Source organism: Cupriavidus laharis (assembly GCF_914271435.1).
Taxonomy (GTDB): Bacteria; Pseudomonadota; Gammaproteobacteria; order Burkholderiales; family Burkholderiaceae; genus Cupriavidus; species Cupriavidus laharis.
Genome location: NZ_CAJZAI010000019.1, coordinates 61847 through 79138, shown reverse-complemented (window position 1 = coordinate 79138; position 17292 = coordinate 61847). Strand labels below are relative to the sequence as shown.

The 17292-nt window shown below is 62.0% G+C and carries 20 protein-coding genes; 17 read left to right on the top strand and 3 right to left on the bottom strand.

Annotated features, from left to right (window positions below; translation table 11 throughout):
- Positions 1-267 precede the first annotated feature (267 nt).
- From LDO29_RS24905 to LDO29_RS24895, 3 genes are all read right to left on the bottom strand, one after another.
- Positions 268-570, bottom strand: coding sequence for a Dabb family protein (locus LDO29_RS24905; RefSeq protein WP_224082414.1), 303 nt, complete (start codon positions 568-570; stop codon positions 268-270).
- Positions 571-766: 196 nt separating this feature from the next.
- Positions 767-1624, bottom strand: a complete 858-nt coding sequence (locus tag LDO29_RS24900; protein WP_224082413.1) for an FAD synthetase family protein — start codon at positions 1622-1624, stop codon at positions 767-769.
- Between the two features lie 91 nt (positions 1625-1715).
- Positions 1716-2687 (bottom strand): LysR family transcriptional regulator, encoded by a 972-nt coding sequence (locus LDO29_RS24895; protein WP_224082412.1) that lies wholly within the window; start codon positions 2685-2687, stop codon positions 1716-1718.
- A gap of 149 nt (positions 2688-2836) precedes the next feature.
- Between LDO29_RS24895 and LDO29_RS24890 the strand changes: the two genes are divergently transcribed.
- The 17 genes from LDO29_RS24890 to LDO29_RS24810 all read left to right on the top strand — a co-directional run bounded on the left by LDO29_RS24890 (position 2837) and on the right by LDO29_RS24810 (position 17290).
- Positions 2837-3388, top strand: coding sequence for a flavin reductase (locus tag LDO29_RS24890; protein ID WP_224082411.1), 552 nt, complete (start codon positions 2837-2839; stop codon positions 3386-3388).
- A 102-nt stretch (positions 3389-3490) separates the two neighbouring features.
- Positions 3491-5044, top strand: coding sequence for a 4-hydroxyphenylacetate 3-hydroxylase family protein (gene tcpA, locus LDO29_RS24885; protein WP_224082410.1), 1554 nt, complete (start codon positions 3491-3493; stop codon positions 5042-5044).
- 62 nt (positions 5045-5106) lie between these two features.
- On the top strand, positions 5107-5697 hold the full coding sequence (locus LDO29_RS24880) for a malonic semialdehyde reductase (protein ID WP_224082409.1): 591 nt from the start codon (positions 5107-5109) through the stop codon (positions 5695-5697).
- 17 nt (positions 5698-5714) lie between these two features.
- A complete protein-coding gene (locus tag LDO29_RS24875; RefSeq protein ID WP_224082408.1) occupies positions 5715-6545 on the top strand; it encodes an intradiol ring-cleavage dioxygenase in 831 nt (276 codons plus the stop codon).
- 97 nt (positions 6546-6642) lie between these two features.
- The gene (locus LDO29_RS24870) at positions 6643-7623 is read left to right on the top strand and encodes a SphA family protein (protein ID WP_224082407.1); all 981 of its coding nucleotides are present in this window, start codon (positions 6643-6645) and stop codon (positions 7621-7623) included.
- A 37-nt stretch (positions 7624-7660) separates the two neighbouring features.
- Positions 7661-8728: a maleylacetate reductase gene (locus LDO29_RS24865; RefSeq protein ID WP_224082406.1), complete on the top strand. Its 1068-nt coding sequence runs from the start codon at positions 7661-7663 to the stop codon at positions 8726-8728.
- A 253-nt stretch (positions 8729-8981) separates the two neighbouring features.
- Positions 8982-10415, top strand: coding sequence for a MocR-like pyridoxine biosynthesis transcription factor PdxR (gene pdxR / locus LDO29_RS24860; RefSeq protein ID WP_224082405.1), 1434 nt, complete (start codon positions 8982-8984; stop codon positions 10413-10415).
- Positions 10416-10492: 77 nt separating this feature from the next.
- Positions 10493-11083 (top strand): TetR/AcrR family transcriptional regulator, encoded by a 591-nt coding sequence (locus LDO29_RS24855; RefSeq protein ID WP_224082404.1) that lies wholly within the window; start codon positions 10493-10495, stop codon positions 11081-11083.
- Positions 11084-11162: 79 nt separating this feature from the next.
- Positions 11163-12152 (top strand): alpha/beta fold hydrolase, encoded by a 990-nt coding sequence (locus tag LDO29_RS24850; RefSeq protein ID WP_224082403.1) that lies wholly within the window; start codon positions 11163-11165, stop codon positions 12150-12152.
- A 69-nt stretch (positions 12153-12221) separates the two neighbouring features.
- Positions 12222-12929 (top strand): cysteine hydrolase, encoded by a 708-nt coding sequence (locus LDO29_RS24845; protein WP_224082402.1) that lies wholly within the window; start codon positions 12222-12224, stop codon positions 12927-12929.
- Between the two features lie 176 nt (positions 12930-13105).
- Entirely contained in the window at positions 13106-13543 is a 438-nt protein-coding gene (locus tag LDO29_RS24840; RefSeq protein ID WP_224082401.1) for a GNAT family N-acetyltransferase, read from the top strand.
- 181 nt (positions 13544-13724) lie between these two features.
- Positions 13725-14477 (top strand): SDR family oxidoreductase, encoded by a 753-nt coding sequence (locus LDO29_RS24835; RefSeq protein WP_224082400.1) that lies wholly within the window; start codon positions 13725-13727, stop codon positions 14475-14477.
- 76 nt (positions 14478-14553) lie between these two features.
- Positions 14554-15033 carry a carboxymuconolactone decarboxylase family protein gene (locus tag LDO29_RS24830; RefSeq protein WP_224082399.1) on the top strand — a complete coding sequence of 160 codons (480 nt, stop codon included), beginning with the start codon at positions 14554-14556 and terminating at the stop codon, positions 15031-15033.
- A 4-nt stretch (positions 15034-15037) separates the two neighbouring features.
- The gene (locus LDO29_RS24825) at positions 15038-15442 is read left to right on the top strand and encodes a cupin domain-containing protein (protein ID WP_224082398.1); all 405 of its coding nucleotides are present in this window, start codon (positions 15038-15040) and stop codon (positions 15440-15442) included.
- Positions 15443-15522: 80 nt separating this feature from the next.
- Entirely contained in the window at positions 15523-15939 is a 417-nt protein-coding gene (locus tag LDO29_RS24820) for a cupin domain-containing protein (RefSeq protein WP_224082397.1), read from the top strand.
- A gap of 24 nt (positions 15940-15963) precedes the next feature.
- Positions 15964-16191 (top strand): hypothetical protein, encoded by a 228-nt coding sequence (locus LDO29_RS24815; RefSeq protein ID WP_224082396.1) that lies wholly within the window; start codon positions 15964-15966, stop codon positions 16189-16191.
- A gap of 88 nt (positions 16192-16279) precedes the next feature.
- Positions 16280-17290 (top strand): bestrophin family protein, encoded by a 1011-nt coding sequence (locus LDO29_RS24810; protein ID WP_224082395.1) that lies wholly within the window; start codon positions 16280-16282, stop codon positions 17288-17290.
- Positions 17291-17292 lie beyond the last annotated feature (2 nt).

Genomic DNA, 17292 nt, shown 5'->3' with positions numbered 1-17292 from the left:
TTTTGCACAAAAAGGACGGCACTTGCGAAATCGGCGGATTTTCAACCCATTGATTCACAAGGAAAATCCGGAGGAAACCGTAAGATTTTGCACAAAAAGGACGACTACCCCGTCAGAGGATGATCGGTCTGGCGATTCCCGTGATCGGTCCCGGGATCAGAAGTTGTTGGGGCGACGTGGTAGCGGCCGGCTTCGACGTCGCAATCCGGATCGCCGGGTCCGGCGACTCTTCGCTGCGTGCGCGAAGGCCTCGCGCATACCCGCCTGCTAGTCAATGACATAGTCCACTTGGTGACGGGCGATCCTGACATCAGCCAGTTCGCGCTTGATCCTCAGGTGATCAGGATGGGTTGCGTACGAGTCTAGTGCCTCCCTGGATTCGAACTCCGTGTAGAGCACCACATCGCACGCGTATTCGATGTGACTGACGTCGGGGCCCACCTCCAGAGCCATAAGACCCGGGATGACTCCAACTAGTCCGTTGAACGCCGCCTGTATGCGACGCACGCCCTCGCTTCTTTCTTCCGGAGTCGAACCTTTCACCTTCCACATCACAATATGTTTGATCATCGTTGGCAACCTGATTGACTTGCACCGTTGAGGCGGGCCGTATTGCAGCCCTTTCCCATGCGACTGAGGGCGGAGATGGATATGTCAATCCGTTCCGCCGCCCGACCCGAATCGGGTCGGAAGACTTATCGGCCACGGCCGACACTTTCAACACGGTGATCCTTGGGCCGAATGCCGGACAAGACACTAGACGCGGTCATTTGCCATCCGAGCACAGCTTCGCCGGCGCCGCGCCGAAGAAGCGCACCGACACCGCGCTGCCCGGCGTCGGCGCGAACTGCGCGTCGCTGAACACGCGCGCCATGCCGTCCGCCTCCGCCAGATGCAAGAGCGCCGGGCTCCAGCGTCGGGCGCCAATCTGGGCGCGGACCGCGCCAGCATATTGCCCTGCAGGCGGCAGGCAGATACCCGTCGGGAGGCGGATCTCCGCCGCGCCGCTGGCGCGGGCGGGCGCCCTGGCCACTACCATGGCGCGGATCTCATGCGGACGCGTCAGCAACGCTGCAGCAGCGCGCACGTCGCCACTCTGGATCAGGCGGCGGGCCTCCGTGGATGAACAGCGCACGCCTGCGCCGGCTACATCGGTGGCCTGCAGTCGCACCGGCTCGACGGTATACCCGCTGGCTTTGCCAAGCTGGCCGAGGTAATCGACGTCGCCCTGCCGTCCCCGTCCGCAACGGAAATTCGCACCGACCACCAGCCGCCGCATGCCCAGACGCGCCAGCAGCAATTCGCGCACAAAGTCATCCGCGCTGGCTTCGCTGACGGCGCGGTCGAACCGCAGCACCAGGCAGTGGTCGACGGCGCCGCTTTCAGCCAGCAGCGCGATCCGGTCATCAACGGTGGAGATCATGCGGGGCGCACTCTGCGGCTGCAGGAACGCGCGTGGATGCGGGTCGAATGTCAGCAACACGGTCGGTAGCCCGAGCGAACGCCCGGTGGCGCGCAACTCAGCCAGGACGGCGCGGTGCCCGCGGTGCACGCCGTCGAAAGTGCCGATCGAAACGACGGATGCCGCAAGCCGCAGCGGGGTGTCCCCCCTTGTCACCTGCATGATGGTCTCCTCCTTTTGTCATGAACCACATGCTAGGAGGCGGTAGCGCAGGACGCCAATCCCTTGCCTTTATGACGACTATAACCAGCGCTCATCCCTCCACGCCGGCCTCGGCTGCCACGCCCGCCACGGCTTCGTGGCGGGCAAATAGCCTGTGCACCAGCCCCCGGATCCACTGGTTGCCCGGCTCCCGGTGCACGCGATCGTGCCAGTGCTGGGCGATGTCCATGCCGGGCAGCGTCAGCGGTGGCGTCACCACCGCCAGGTCCAGGTCCTCGCATAGCGCGCGGGCCAATGTCAGCGGCAGGATCGCCACGGCGTCTGAATGACGCGCGATCAGGGCCGCAGTGGCGAAACTCGGCACGCGGCAGACGATGTTGGTGTGCGGCACGGCGGCTTCGATGGCGCGCTCGACGCTGAGGTGTTCGTGGCCGGTACCGACCGCGGAGACCAGCACATGCTTCTCGGCGACGAAGGCACCCGGCTCGCCAAGCTGTGCCAGCCGCGGATGGTCCTTGCGCACGACGGCACCGTAGGTTTCGTGCCATAGCAATTGCCGGCGGATGCTCTGTGTCAGCGTGGGGAACGAGCCGATCGCCAGATCGACAAGACCATTCTCCAGCCAGACATCGAGATGCGTGGCATCTGCGTTGACCGCCTGCACCAGGATGCCCGGCGCTTCCTCCGACAGCCGGCTCAGCAGCCGCGGCAGCATCTGCGACGCGCCGGCATCGAGCAGGAAGAAGCTGAAGCTGCGCTGGCTGGTGCGTGGATCAAAGCTGACATGGTCCGAGCGCAGTGCACGCACGCTCTGGAGAATCGCCCGCACCGGCTCGCCAAGCGCCAGCGCCTTGGGTGTCGGCTCCATGCGCAGCCCCACCCGTACGAACAGCGGATCACCGAAATAGTGGCGCAGCCGCGCCAGCGTCTTGCTCAGCGCCGGCTGGGTCAGATTGAGCACTCGCGCCGCCTTGGTGAGGCTGCGCTCGCTCAGCAGCACATCCAGCACCAGCAGGTGGTTCAGGCTGAGTTCGTCTTCATGACGCTGCGGAATAGTGTCCATGATGCGAGGTGATTAGCAAACGGGCCGGCTCGGCTGTAGTCTAGTTTCACACAGCTGACGCAGATCAGAAAGCAGCTTTCCAGAGACGAAATTTCATCCACGCGCTGTCGCAGCGCATGGATGAAGGCCCCCAAGAGGAGGAGATCGCCATGTCGTCCGCAGTATCCATTGAAGCCGTCGCGAGTCACATTACCGATGCCGCCATCGATGCCGCCAGCTTCCGCGATGCCTTGTCGCGTGCCGCAACCGCCGTGACCGTCATCGCTACCGACGGCGCTGGCGGCCGTGCCGGCGTCACGTGCTCGGCGGTCTGTTCGGTCAGCGACTCGCCGCCCACTGTGCTCTTCTGCATCAACCGCCGCAGTGCCGCAAACAGCGTGATCAAGTCCAACGGCGTGGTCAGCATCAACTGGCTGCACGCCAGCCAGACTGCGGTGTCCCAGCTGTTCGCCGGGGCTGGTGCGGTGCCGATGGCGCAGCGCTTCGACGGTGACAGCTGGGGTGTGTTCGCTACCGGCGCCCCATACAGCAAATCCGCCATGGTCGCGCTCGACTGCAAGGTCGTCGACCAGATCGAGATCGGCACCCACAGCGTTTTCGTCGCGCAGGTATTCGGCAGCGCCGGCGCCGAAAGCAGCAACAACACGCCGCTGGTCTACTGCCGCCGCAGCTACGCCACCACGCAGCCGGTCGCGGCCTGACGCGCACGCCCCGCAGCACCCGAATTTCCACAGACCTATCCGTATGCCCTTCTCCAGGGCAGGGACTGTCACACCCCGAAAACCCACCAAGGAGACCTCGCGATGATTCGCACTGGCAAGCAGTACCTGGAATCGCTCAACGACGGCCGCAACGTCTGGGTCGGCAACGAGAAGATCGACAACGTCGCGACGCACCCCAAGACGCGGGACTATGCGCAGCGCCACGCCGACTTCTACGACCTGCACCATCGTCCCGACCTGCAGGACGTGATGACCTTCGTCGACACTGACGGCGAACGCCGCACCATGCAATGGTTCGGCCATTTCGACAAGGAGCAGCTTCGCCGCAAACGCAAATATCACGAGACCATCATGCGCGAGATGGCCGGCGCCTCGTTCCCGCGCACGCCGGATGTCAACAACTATGTACTCCAGACCTACATCGACGATCCGTCGCCGTGGGAAACGCAGACGATCGGTGCCGAGGGAAAAATCAAGGCGAAGAATATCGTCGACTTCGTCAACTTCGCCAAGCAGCACGACCTGAACTGCGCGCCGCAGTTCGTCGACCCGCAGATGGACCGCTCGAGCCCGGATGCCCAGCAACGCTCGCCCGGGCTACGCGTCATCGAGAAGAACGACAAGGGCATCATCGTGTCGGGTGTCAAGGCGATCGGCACCGGCGTCGCCTTTGCCGACTGGATCCACATCGGGGTGTTTTTCCGCCCCGGTATCCCGGGTGACCAGATCATCTTTGCCGCTACCCCGGTCAATACCCCCGGCGTGACCATCGTCTGCCGTGAGAGCGTGGTCAAGGACGACCGCATCGAGCACCCACTGGCCTCGCAGGGCGACGAACTGGACGGCATGACGGTATTCGACAACGTCTTCATCCCCTGGTCGCACGTGTTCCACCTGGGCAATCCCGAGCACGCCAAGCTCTACCCGCAGCGTGTGTTCGACTGGCTGCACTATCACGCCCTCATCCGCCAGTCGGTGCGCGCCGAACTGATGGCCGGCCTGGCGATCCTGATCACCGAGCATATCGGCACCAACAAGATCCCGGCAGTGCAGACACGCGTGGCCAAGCTGATCGGCTTCCACCAGGCCATGTTGGCGCACATCGTCGCCAGCGAAGAACTGGGCTTCCATACGCCGGGGGGCGCCTACAAGCCAAACATCCTGATCTACGACTTCGGCCGCGCCCTCTACCTGGAGAACTTCTCGCAGATGATCTATGAGCTGGTCGACCTCTCCGGGCGCAGCGCGCTGATCTTCGCCAGCGAGGACCAGTGGAACGACGAGGCCCTGAACGGGTGGTTCGAGCGCATGAACAACGGCCCGGTCGGCAAGCCGCACGACCGCGTGAAGATCGGCCGCGTGATCCGCGACCTGTTCCTGACCGACTGGGGCAACCGCCTGTTCGTCTTTGAGAACTTCAACGGCACGCCGCTGCAGGCCATCCGCATGCTGACCATGCAACGCGCCGAGTTCTCGGCCGCGGGCCCCTACGGCACCCTGGCCCGCAAGGTCTGCGGCATCGAACTCGGCGATGACCACGAGAGCGAATACAAGGCCACAGCCGGCTACGCCCAGGCGCTGGATTCGGCGCGCCACCAGGAAAAGCTCGCCCTGAGCGGCACGATGACTGTGTAACCGCATGACCTTCCGGCCGGTCCCGTCCGGCCGGACCACCTGAACCATGCAAGGAGTGCAACATGCAAACCAATGAACTGCTCGACAAGATCTTCCGCGGCGCGCGCAGCCAGAACGGCTGGCTGCCCACGCCTGTACCCGACAGCAAGCTGCGGGAACTGTATGAGCTGATGAAGTTCGGCCCTACCTCGGTCAACTGCTCGCCGGCCCGGCTGGTGTTCGTGCGCACCGAGGAAGGCCGGGCGAAACTGCGTCCGGCACTGGCACCGGGCAACGTCGAGAAGACAATGGCCGCGCCGGTAGTCGCTATCGTCGGTTACGACACGCGCTTCTACGAGCACCTGCCGGAGCTGTTTCCGCATAACCCCGCGGTCAAGGCATGGTTCGAGGGCGACGAAAAGGTGGATTTCGCCCACACCACGGCATTCCGCAACGGCACGCTGCAAGGCGGCTACCTCATCGCCGCGGCGCGCGCAGTGGGCCTGGATTGCGGCCCCATGTCGGGTTTCAACAACCAGGCCGTCGACCAGGCGTTCTTCGCCGGCACCAGCATCCGCTCGAACTTCATCTGCGGCCTTGGCCACGGCGACCCCGAAAAGGTGTTCGCCCGCAGTCCACGCCTGTCGTTCGACCAGGCCTGCCAACTCGCCTAGCGGCCTGGAGTTTCGCCATGCAAGAGTTTGACCAGCATAACCTGACCAAGGCCGTCATCGCACGCCTGGCCGATACGCCCGATGTACGCACCAAGGAAATCATGACCAGCCTGGTGCAGCACCTGCATGACTTCGCACGCGAGGTGAGGCTGACTGAGGCCGAATGGAAACGTGGTATCGACTACCTCACCGCCACCGGGCAGATGTGCGATGACAAGCGTCAGGAGTTCATTCTGCTCAGCGATGTGCTAGGCCTGTCGATGCTGACCGTGGCGATGAACCACGAAAAGCCGGATGGCTGCACCGAATCTACCGTCTTCGGGCCCTTCCACGTCGAGGGGGCGCCGCACTACGAGCATGGTGCGGATCTGGCGAACGGCGCCAAGGGCGAGCCCTGCGTGGTCTACGGACGGGTCACAGGCGTGGACGGGCGGCCGATTGCCGATGCCGTTGTGGAAACCTGGCAGGCGGATGCTGACGGCCACTATGACGTGCAGTACGAAGGGCTTGAAGTGGCGCAGGGCCGCGGCGTGCTGAAGTCGGGCGATGATGGCCGGTTTCACTTCCGCACCATCGTGGCGCAGGCCTATCCGATTCCTGATGACGGCCCCGTCGGTGAGCTGCTTCGCGCCACGGGCCGCCATCCATGGCGGCCCGCGCACCTGCACTTCATGATCAAGGCCCCTGGCTATGAGACCCTCGTGACGCACGTCTTCAGGCGCGGCGACAGGTATCTCGATTCTGACGCAGTGTTCGGCGTGCGCAAGTCACTGATCGGCGACTGGGTTCGCCTGACCGATGGCACTTACCGGCTCGACTTCGACTTCGTGCTGAATCCGGCCCGCTAGCACCGGAACCCGGTGCGCCGCCCTCGCGGGCGGCGCGGCTGCAACCACACACCGCGCCAGCCGGGCAGGTGTTTCACGCGGTCTTTCGGAGTGGCAAATGGATTTAATAGATGGCACGAAGGTCCGGCGGGCACGCGCACTGCTGCCGGTCCAGTTCGGGCGGCTGGCGCTCGTCGCCGCATGCGCGGCGGGCAGCGTGCCGGCACGCGCCACTGAGGGTGGCGGCAACTCCTACCCCATCGGTGTCGACAACCTGTATTCCGGCCTGATGCTGCCCGAGGGCGCCAACTGGCTGCTGTTCTACCAGCACTACGATGCGGGCAGCTCCAAGGACAACACCGGCCACGACAACCCGAAGCTGGCCAGTTTCCACCTGCGCCTCGATGCGCTGGCGCCTCGGCTATCGTATGTCTGGCCTGGCGTCAGGGTGTTCGGCGCCAATCTGGAAACGCGCGTGGTGGTACCCATCGTGTCGGCGAATCTCGACATGTCGGTGGCCAGGCCAGCACCCCTGCCGCCGCTCGACAAAGGCGGCAACAAGACCGGCCTGGCCGACATGACATTGGCGCCGGTGATTCTCGGCTGGCACAGCGGCTCATTTCACCAGATGGCGGGCGTCGAGTTCCACCTCAAGACCGGCGCCTACGATGTCCATGACCCCGTCAATATCGGTCGCAACTACTACCAGATTGCACCCAGCTACGCCTTCACCTGGTTCCCGACACGCAATGTCGACATCAGCGCCAAGTTCCGGTACGGCTTCAACACTCGCAACGAAGCCACCCACTATCAGTCGGGTGACGAAGCCACCATCGAATTCAGTGCCGGTTACCACGTTACGCCGAGGCTGACGCTGGGCCTGAACGGCTATTACTACGTCCAGACCACTGACGACACGCAGAACGGTGCGCGCGTCAACGGCCACGGCAACCGTGGCCGCGTCACGGCGCTGGGGCCGGATATCTGCTTCCAGCTCACCGATAAAGTCAGCTTCTCGCTCAAAGGGCAGTTCGAGTTCGGTGCCCGCAATCGCCCCGAAGGCAACCGAATCTGGGCCATGGCCCGCATATCGCTCTGACTGGCCTGAACCATCCCGCAGCATTGGAGACCACACGATGAACGCATTCCAGTACTCCTCCCGTGCCCAGCGCATCGTCTTCGGCGCCGGCACAATCCAGCAGATTGGCAAGGAAATCGATACGCTGGGCGCGTCCAGTGTCCTGGTACTCAGTACACCCGAGCAGCGCCCGCTGGCTGAACGTGTGGTGGACCTGCTCGGTGCTCGCGCGATTGGCATCTTCGATCGTGCCGTGATGCACGTGCCGGTCGAGACGGCGCGCGCAGCTTGCGCGATGGCATTCGATTTGGGCGCCGACAGCGTGGTAGCGATCGGCGGCGGCTCGACCACGGGGCTCGCCAAGGCCATCGCCCTCGAGATGAGCCTGCCGGTGCTGGCGATTCCCACCACCTATGCCGGGTCGGAGATGACAGCGATCTACGGCCTCACCGATGCGGGCCTGAAGCGCACAGGCACTGACGTGAGAGTGCTGCCGCGCACCGTCATCTATGACCCTGAACTCAGTTACTCGCTGCCGGTTGCGGTCAGCGTCACCAGTGGCATCAACGCGCTGGCCCACGCCGCCGAGGGCTTGTACGCCCACGACCGCAGCCCGATTTCGGACCTGATGGCGAGGGAGGGGATACGGGCCATCGCGGCCGCGCTGCCGGTGCTCGTCACCGAACGGGATACGGCCGTGTTGCACCAGGCGCGTGCGGAAGCACTGTACGGAGCGTGGTTGTGTGGCGCCGTGCTCGGCAGCGTGGGCGTGGCGTTGCATCACAAGCTCTGCCACACGCTCGGCGGCAGCTTCAACCTGCCGCATGCCGAAACGCACACCATCATCCTGCCGCACGCGCTTGCCTACAACGCGAAGGCGGCGCCGGGGGCGATGGCCTCCATCGCGCAGGCCCTGGGTACCGCCAATGCGGCACAAGGTGCTTTCGATCTGGCACGTACGACCGGTGCCCCGCTCGGGTTGCACCAGATCGGAATGCGGGAGGATGAGCTCGACAAAGCGTGCGAGATCGCTTTGCAGAACCAGTACCCGAATCCGCGCCCACTCGAAGCCGGGGCGATCCGCGAACTGTTGCAGAACGCCTGGGAGGGCCGTCGGCCCGTCTGACGCGGGCGGAATTCTTGAGCGCCACATGTGCAAACAGCAGTAGGAGCGCAGTTCACCGCGGGGCGCCCACTTACTGGCGCCAGTCCAATGTCCGTCATCAATGCCCATTTCCAGTCGACGGGCAAAGGTGAGTCGGGCATTCTTATGGGTGTTCATTCGATTGGGCTCCCGGAAGTCTGGGTGATTGGCGACTTCCAGTTTTCCTCGCAGTCCGCATTACGGGCGCGCTGCTTCTTGTTATTGGGACCAGGCCATGACGAGTTCACCGGTTCGGGACGCATCCGGTACAGTACCGCTGCACGAGCAAATCTATACCCGGATTCGTGCATCGATCGAGTCGGGCCAACTGAAACCCGGGCAGCGGGTGGGGTCCTTGCGTGCTTTTGCAGGGGAGCTTGGGGTCGCCCGCGGCACCGTGCAGGTTGCCTACGACAGGCTGTTGGGCGAGGGGTACCTGATGGCCAAAGGTCCGGCAGGTACCTTCGTTTCCGAAAAGATCACGTCACCGCGTCCCCACCGCCTGGATGCTGCCCCCAATCCCGTCAACACGCCGCCAGAGCCAGATTCCACCGAGGTTTCCATCGAAATGGACGGTGGCGTTCCCGCGCCGTTCCAGCTCGGCCTCCCCGCGCTTGACGAGTTCCCGCGGAAACTGTGGACCAGGCTGCTGACGCAGCACGTTCGCAAGGCCGGCTCGCTTGCCAAGCCCGCGCCAGCCGGCTTTGGTCCTCTGCGGGAAGCGCTGGCGGCGTACCTGCAACGCTCGCGCGGCATCGATGCTCGGCCGCACCAGGTGTTCGTCGTTCCTGCATATACCGCCAGCCTTGCACTGATTCTGGATGCACTTGCGCTGACCGGGACCAGCGCCTGGGTTGAGCAACCTGGCTATCCTCCGACAGCCCAGTCGCTCAGGCGCGCAAGATTGCAAGTCCTGAATGTGCCAGTCGATGACCAGGGCCTCGACGTCGCATACGGGCGCCAGCACTTTCCAGATGCGCGCCTGGCCGTAGTAACGCCATCGCACCAGAGTCCGACTGGCGTTGCTCTGACATTGCAGCGGCGCATCGAATTGCTCGACTGGGCCGGCGATCAAGGCGCGTGGGTCATCGAGGACGACTACGATGGCGAATATCGTTACCGTGGCCACCCGTTGCCAGCGCTGAAGAGCCTGGACACATGTGACCGGGTCATCTATTGCGGCACACTTAGCAAGGTGCTGTACCCGGGACTTCGGCTCTCATATTTAGTCGTGCCGCAAAATCAGGTTGCAACTGTTGATCTGGCCTGCAGGCGGACGGTGCATGGCGGCTGTCCCGAATTGTTGCAGGCCGTCGCGGCCGAGTTTATCGCCGAGGGGCATTTCGCACGCCATATCAAGCACATGCGAACGCTCTACGCGCAGCGCCGCGCAATGTTGGCTCAAGCGCTGGCTCCATACGAACAGGATGGATTGACAGTTTGCTTGCAGGATGGCGGCATGCACCTGCTGGTCGACGTCGGGGATGAGCTTGACGACCTGGTCATGGCCCGTCGCGCGCGCGAGGCAGGCTTCGCAGTCCATTCGCTGACTGCCTGGCGGCATGGCGCACCGGGGCGGCGTGGCTTGCTGATGGGTTTTACCAATCTCCGCAGTCAGGACGAAGCCGATCGCCTGGTTGCGGAACTGATGCGCGCGCTGAAAGCATAGACGATCGTCATCGGGTGCTTGACAAATAAACGACCAGTCGTCTATTGTTCTTTCCATCTGCTTCCGACCGCCGCGACATGCCAAGACCCGCCAATCCTGAAATCCGTAACCGACTGCTTATCGACGGTGGCAGGGTGATTCACAGCGCCGGTTTCAATGGGGCCGGCGTGCAGGACATCGTAGCTGCCGCGAATGTTCCCAAGGGGTCTTTCTATAGCTATTTCGATAGCAAGGAAGCGTTTGCCGCCGAAGTGCTCGAAACGTACTGGGAGTCCATTGAACAACGCCACGGCAAAGTGATGCACGACGCCCGCATCAAGCCGTTGGCCAGAATTGAAAAGTTGTTCGAGTTGCTGGTGGCGGACCATGCGGCGCAAGAATTCAAGCTCGGGTGCCTTGTCGGGAACCTTTCCCTCGAATTGTCCAATGTCAGCGGCGAAGTCCGAACGGTTCTGGAGCGCATTCTGGCGCGCTGGGAAGGCATGATCGCGGCCTGCCTTGATGAGGCCAGGATGCGTCAGGAGCTGCCGGCGGATTGTGATTCCGCACAGCTCGCGCCCATCATTATCGAAGCTTGGGAGGGGGCGGTGCTGCGCAGCAAGATCGAGCGCAACGGCGACGCCTGCCAACGATTTCAGCAAGTGACGCTTATGAGGTTGTTGTATTGAAATTTTTTTACGGTTTTAAAAAGACGACTGGTCATTTATATAAACAAATGCGCTTATGCGCCTGGAAAGGAGTCTCATCATGTCTTCAAATCGCAGCCTTAGCCAAGGCGTATCGCGGCGTAACCTGCTGCTCGGCAGCGCGGCCGCAGCCAGCGCGCTGGTAGCGTCCGGGGTGCCCGGACCTGCTGCGGCAGCAACATCGGCAAAGGGGGCGAGTCCTGCAGCGGCACACGGCAAGGCCTCAGGCAGCTACATCACGGCAAAGGACGGTACCCAGCTCTACTTCAAGGACTGGGGTGCAGGCCGCCCGGTCGTGTTCAGTCATGGCTGGCCACTGAGTTCGGACAGTTGGGAATCCCAGATGATCCTCGTTGCTTCGGAAGGGTACCGTGCCGTTGCACATGACCGTCGTGGTCACGGTCGTTCAAGCCAGCCATGGAATGGCAATGAGATGAATACCTATGCCGACGACCTGGCTACTGTATTCGAGACACTCGACCTGCGGGACGCCATCCTGGTGGGCTTTTCCACGGGCGGAGGCGAGGTGGCCAGGTATATCGGCAGGCACGGTACGCGACGCGTTTCAAAGGTGGTGCTGGTTTCAGCCGTGCCGCCCTTGATGGTGAAGACCGCCGCCAATCCGCGCGGACTGCCAATCGAAGTATTCGACGGCCTGCGTGCCGCACAACTTGCCAATCGGTCCCAGTTCTACAAGGACGTGCCGGCGGGACCCTTCTATGGCTTCAACCGCCCTGGTGCAAAGCCGTCGCAGGGGTTGATCGACGCTTGGTGGGCGCAGGGCATGCAGGGTGGACACAAGAGTACGTACGACTCGATCAAGGCATTTTCTGAGACCGATTTCACTGAGGACCTCAGGAAGATCGACGTGCCGACCCTGATCATCCACGGCGACGACGATCAGATCGTGCCGATCGACGCCGCCGGACGTGCATCGGCAAAGCTCGTCAGGAACTCGAAGCTGATCGTCTACCCCGGTGCGCCGCACGGGCTCACCGACACGCACAAGGACAGGTTCAACGCCGACCTGTTGGCATTCATCCGTAGTTGAAACGACGCCGCATCTGCCGGGCCCCAGGAAGGCGCCGGCAGACTGGACTCACCATAAGAGGAACTTCCCATGTGCAATCACCACGCCCCCTATGCAGATCCCGTTGATCCCGCTCTGCCGAAGTCCAGCATGACGCTGGACCTGCCACGTACCGCGCTCGTTGTGATTGACCCGCAGATCGACTTCATGAGCCCCGAAGGCCGTAGCTGGGGCGTGGTCGGAGAAAGCGCGATGGAGCAGAACCTGGTGGCCAACCTGGTCCGTCTGTTCAAGGCCGCAAAACAGGCGGGCATCACGGTCGCCATTTCTCCCCACTATTACTTTCCCCATGATCACACATGGAAAGTGCAGGGCCCTGCCGAAATGTTCCAGCACGCCATCGGCATGTTCGAACGTCCGGGCGCGCTGAACCTGGACGGATTCCGCGACTCGGGCGCTGACTTCATGCCGGAGTTCAAGCCGTATATCGAGGATGGCAAGACCATCATCTGCTCCACACACAAGCTGTACGGCCCGCAGGCCAACGACCTTGCCCTGCAGTTGCGCAAGCAGCGCGTCGACCAGGTGATCCTTGCGGGCATGGCTGCCAATCTGTGCGTCGAATCCCATTTGCGGGATCTGCTGGAGCAAGGTTTCGAAGTTGCTGTCGTGCGCGACGCCGTAGCAGGGCCGAAGCTACCGGAAGGCGACGGGTATCACGCGGCACTGGTCAACTTCCGCTTCATCGCAAACGCGCTTTGGGATACCAACGAAGCCGTGCAGCGGTTGGCAGAATAGGTTGGAGCAGCCGCGTAGCGCCTGTCATTCGCCGCCTGGTCGATCGTATGACAAACCACTCTTAGGTCATAGCGTCCAGTGTCGATGGCCTAGTCAAAAACGATAAATATGTGCCTGTCGACTGTGTCATCGCTCCACTACATTGAAGCCTATGCAATCCATCACTCATCGGCATCATGACAAACAACCTGACGCTCAGACATGCGGAGACGGAGGCTGACATCCTTGCCTGTTTCCCTGTCATGCGGCAACTGCGCGCCAAGCTGCAAACGCCGGAGGACTTTCTGGCCACCGTCACGCTGCAAGGTGGACAAGGCTACCGGTTGCTCGCGCTCTGGGACGATGGCAAGCCTGTTGCGCTAGCCGGATATCGGCGTCTTGATAACCTGATCCACGGGCGCTTCCTGTATGTCGACGATCTGATCACCACAGCCGAAGGCCGGGGGCAGGGCCACGGCGAGCTTCTGCTGCGAGCGCTTCGTGAGCGCGGACGCACAGAAGGCTGCCAGCGGCTTGTCCTGGACACAGGGCTCGCGAACGCGCTGGCCCAACGCTTTTACTTCCGTTCCGGGTTGCTCGCCACGGGCCTCCACTTCTGCATGGCACTGCAATGAAGCCGCTCAAGTTGCTGCTGCCCGATTATTCCAGCACCGAGGACAAGCGGCGCTGCGCCGCATCTGGATTGATGCCGGACGGGAAACTCGGTGTGCCTCGAGTCGATCTGGCGCGGGGGCATCGCCTTACCTAACATGGCTTCGTGGGATCGTTCCACGTGCCTGAACATGGAGAAGCATTATGAAGATTGTCATCATCGGCGGGACCGGCCTGATCGGCTCGAAGACTGTCCACATTCTGCGCCAGGGTAGCCACGAGGTTGTCGCGGCCTCGCCCAGGAGTGGTGTCAACAGCATTACCGGCGAGGGGCTCCAGGAGGCCCTGAGTGGCGCCCAAGTGGTGATCGACCTCGCCAATTCCCCATCGTTTGAAGACAAGGCAGTTCTGGAATTCTTCGAGACCTCCGGCCACAACCTTCACGCGGCTGAGAATGCCGCGGGCGTCCGGCACCATGTCGCGCTTTCCATCGTCGGCACCGACCGGATGCCGGACAATGGATACTTCCGCGCCAAGGTCGCGCAAGAGAAGCTCATCGAGGGCTCCGGCATCCCTTACACCATCATCCGCTCGACCCAGTTCATGGATTTCCTCGGTGGCATCGCCGATTCCAGTGCGAAAGGAAACATCGTCAGCGTTTCGCCCGGTCTGTTCCAGCCCATTGCGTCGGACGACGTTGCAGCCATCGTTGCCGATGTAGCCCTCGCGCCGCCGCGAAATGGCATCGTCGAGATCGCCGGCCCGGAGCGTGCCCCGTTCAACGAAATCGTCGCCCGTTATCTGAAGGCGGTTGGTGACCCGCGTGAAGTCGTGCGCGACCCCGAGGCCCGATACTTCGGCGGCCGGGTCGAGGAGCATTCGCTCGTGCCGTTGGGCGAGGCGCGCCTCGGGCGCATCGGCTTCGAGGAATGGATGCGTCAATCCCAACAGAAATAGTCCGAAGCGCGCATGCCCATGCAATCAGCACAAGTTGAGTAAACAGAACCGTAGTCAAATCACCGAGAGCCAGACCATGACCCAACGTACGAATTACTTCCAGCAATCCCCGGAATTGTCCAAGAAGCTATTGGAATTCAGCGCGCTGTTCCAGAACACCACGATCGAACAGCCCATTCGCGAGCTCGTCGAGATTCGCGCATCGCAGCTCAATGGCTGTGCGTTCTGCGTCGACATGCATATCAAGATGGCGAAGATCCACGGTGAGCGCGAATTGCGACTGCATCATGTGGCGATCTGGCGCGAGTCGACACTGTTCTCGCCGCGCGAACGAGCCGCGCTGGCCTGGACCGAGGTGCTGACCAACATTCCGGCCCATGGCGTGCCCGATGAAATCTATGATCGCGTGCGCACCCAGTACAGCGAGAAGGAACTGTCGGATCTCACATTCCTAGTGGGAGGGATCAATACCTGGAACCGCCTGAATGTGGCGTTCCGCATGGTTCCCGGTTCATCGGACAAGGCGTTCGGGCTCGACAAGGCCAATCTGGAGTGAAGCCATGAAGACGGTCGCATCCATTGCGGCAACCATGATGGTGTCATGCTTTATGGTTGCACAGCCGGCCGCCGCGGCGCCGGAGGCCATTGTCACGCCGTTGCTCACGGAGGCGTTGCCCGATTACCCGGGTAAGGAGGCCACGATGATCATGGTGGAGTATCCACCCGGCGCCGTCGATCCCGTGCATCGCCATGATGCGCACGCCTTCGTCTATGTGCTCGAGGGCAGCATTGTCATGGGCGTCAGGGGCGGCAAGGAGGTGACGCTCAAGGCAGGCGAAACCTTCCAGGAACGTCCGAACGATATCCACACGGTCGGACGCAACGCCAGCAATACACAGCCAGCAAAGTTTGTCGTGCTCCTGCTCAAGAAAAAGGGCGCGCCGATCCTGACGCCGGTGAAGTAGCCGCCGGTCTCGACGATGGCTCCGCCGCTCGCAGGCAGGGCGCTGACCCCACATATGCCAACTGAAGAATAGGAACTTCCATGAAACGCATCCTCTGTTCGCTGCTTGTCGCCACCCTGCCGTTCGGCAGTGTTCTCGCGGAGGCGCCGAAGTCAAAGAACGCCAAGGTGACCGTCGTCTACCAGCACGAGCTGCCGAATGTTCCCGGCAAGAGCATCAAGGGGGTGCTCGTCGAATATGGCCCGGGCGGCTACTCGCCTGGGCACACGCATGCCAAATCCGCCTTCATCTACGCGACCGTGCTTGAAGGGGAAATCCGTAGTCAGGTCAACGACGGACCGGTGACGACCTACAAGGCCGGACAGAGCTTCTCCGAGCTGCCGGGCGATCGCCATAAGGTCAGCGCCAATGGCAGCGAGACGAAGCCGGCCAAGCTCCTGGCGGTGTTCGTGGTAGACACGAACGAGACGGAACTGACGACCCCATTCGGAAACTGAGATCTTCGTCTTTCGTGCGGAGATATGGTGGCGTTCGGCGACCCCGTGCGTGTGGAGACATTGCAGAAGCTCCAGGAGTCCTTGACCAACGTGGCCGGTGCTGCGCAGGCGGCGCAGATGGCGACGGCCGAAGTCGCCCGGATGGTGGCCCGCGAGTCAGCCCTGCTGGCGCATATCGACTATTTCGGACTGGTCGCAATGCTCGGACTTGCTGGCGTGGCGGTGACGTTGATACAGCGGGTATTCCGATAAGATCGGATCGATGAGATCACCCTTCGGCGCAAAGACGGGAATGCCCCGAAACCCGCCATGTACGTTGCCTGACTGGTGAGATACGCCCATGTATTCAGGAAGATCGTACCCGCTGACCGCATTTCTCTTCTGGTCGAGAAGACTGTTGTACGCGTTACTCGCCTGGGGGGCGTTTGCGATCGTTCTTTATCAGGTGCTGGGAGTGAAATGGCTGACGATTCCGCTGCCGGTTGTCGTGCTGTTGGGCACCGCGACCTCGTTCATCGTAGGGTTCAAAAACGTCCAGACCTATAACAGGGTCATGGAGGCGGAGCATATCTGGACGGCTATTCTGAATGGCAGCCGGTTATGGGGCGTCATCAGTCGCGATTTCCCGACAGCGCCAGCGACGGGGCGAGAGCTGGTGCTCCGGCATTGTGCGTGGTTGACGGCGCTCCGTTACCAGCTAAGAAGTCCCAGGCAGTGGGAAAATGCAGGCAGAATCTTCAATGTGGAGTTTCAGAAGAAGCACTTCCGCGTTTCTGAGTGGGAAACTCCCCTGGCACCGGTGCTTGAAAGATATCTGGCGCGGGCCGAACTCGATTCGCTTTTGCACATTGAGAACAAGGCCGCTCGATTGCTGGCAATGCAAGCGGGAGCGATCCGGCGCCTGTTGGATGCCGGCGAGATCAACCATACGTGCTATATGGAGTTTGAAAGAGCGATCCGGGATTTTTTCGAGCAGCAAGGCAGGGCGGAACGCATCAAGAATCACCCGTACCCCAGGCAGTATGCGACCGTCAACATTCTGTTCGTTCGGATTTTTTGTCTGTTGCTCCCGTTTGGGCTCATCAAGGAATTCGACAAGCTCAACGATAGTATTTCTGGAATCATGCATGGCAATATGATCTGGTTGATCATCCCCTTCAGCACGATGGTTTCCTGGATGTATCTCGCTTTGGAGCAGGTGGGGGAAAGCACCGAGAATCCGTTCGAAGGGAATGCCAACGATGTTCCGATTACGCGAATCTGCCGGCAATTAGAACAGGAACTCATGAGCCTGCTCGGCGAAGAGCCTCCGGCGCCCGAGCCGGCATCGGGCAAGAATATTGTTCTCTGAAA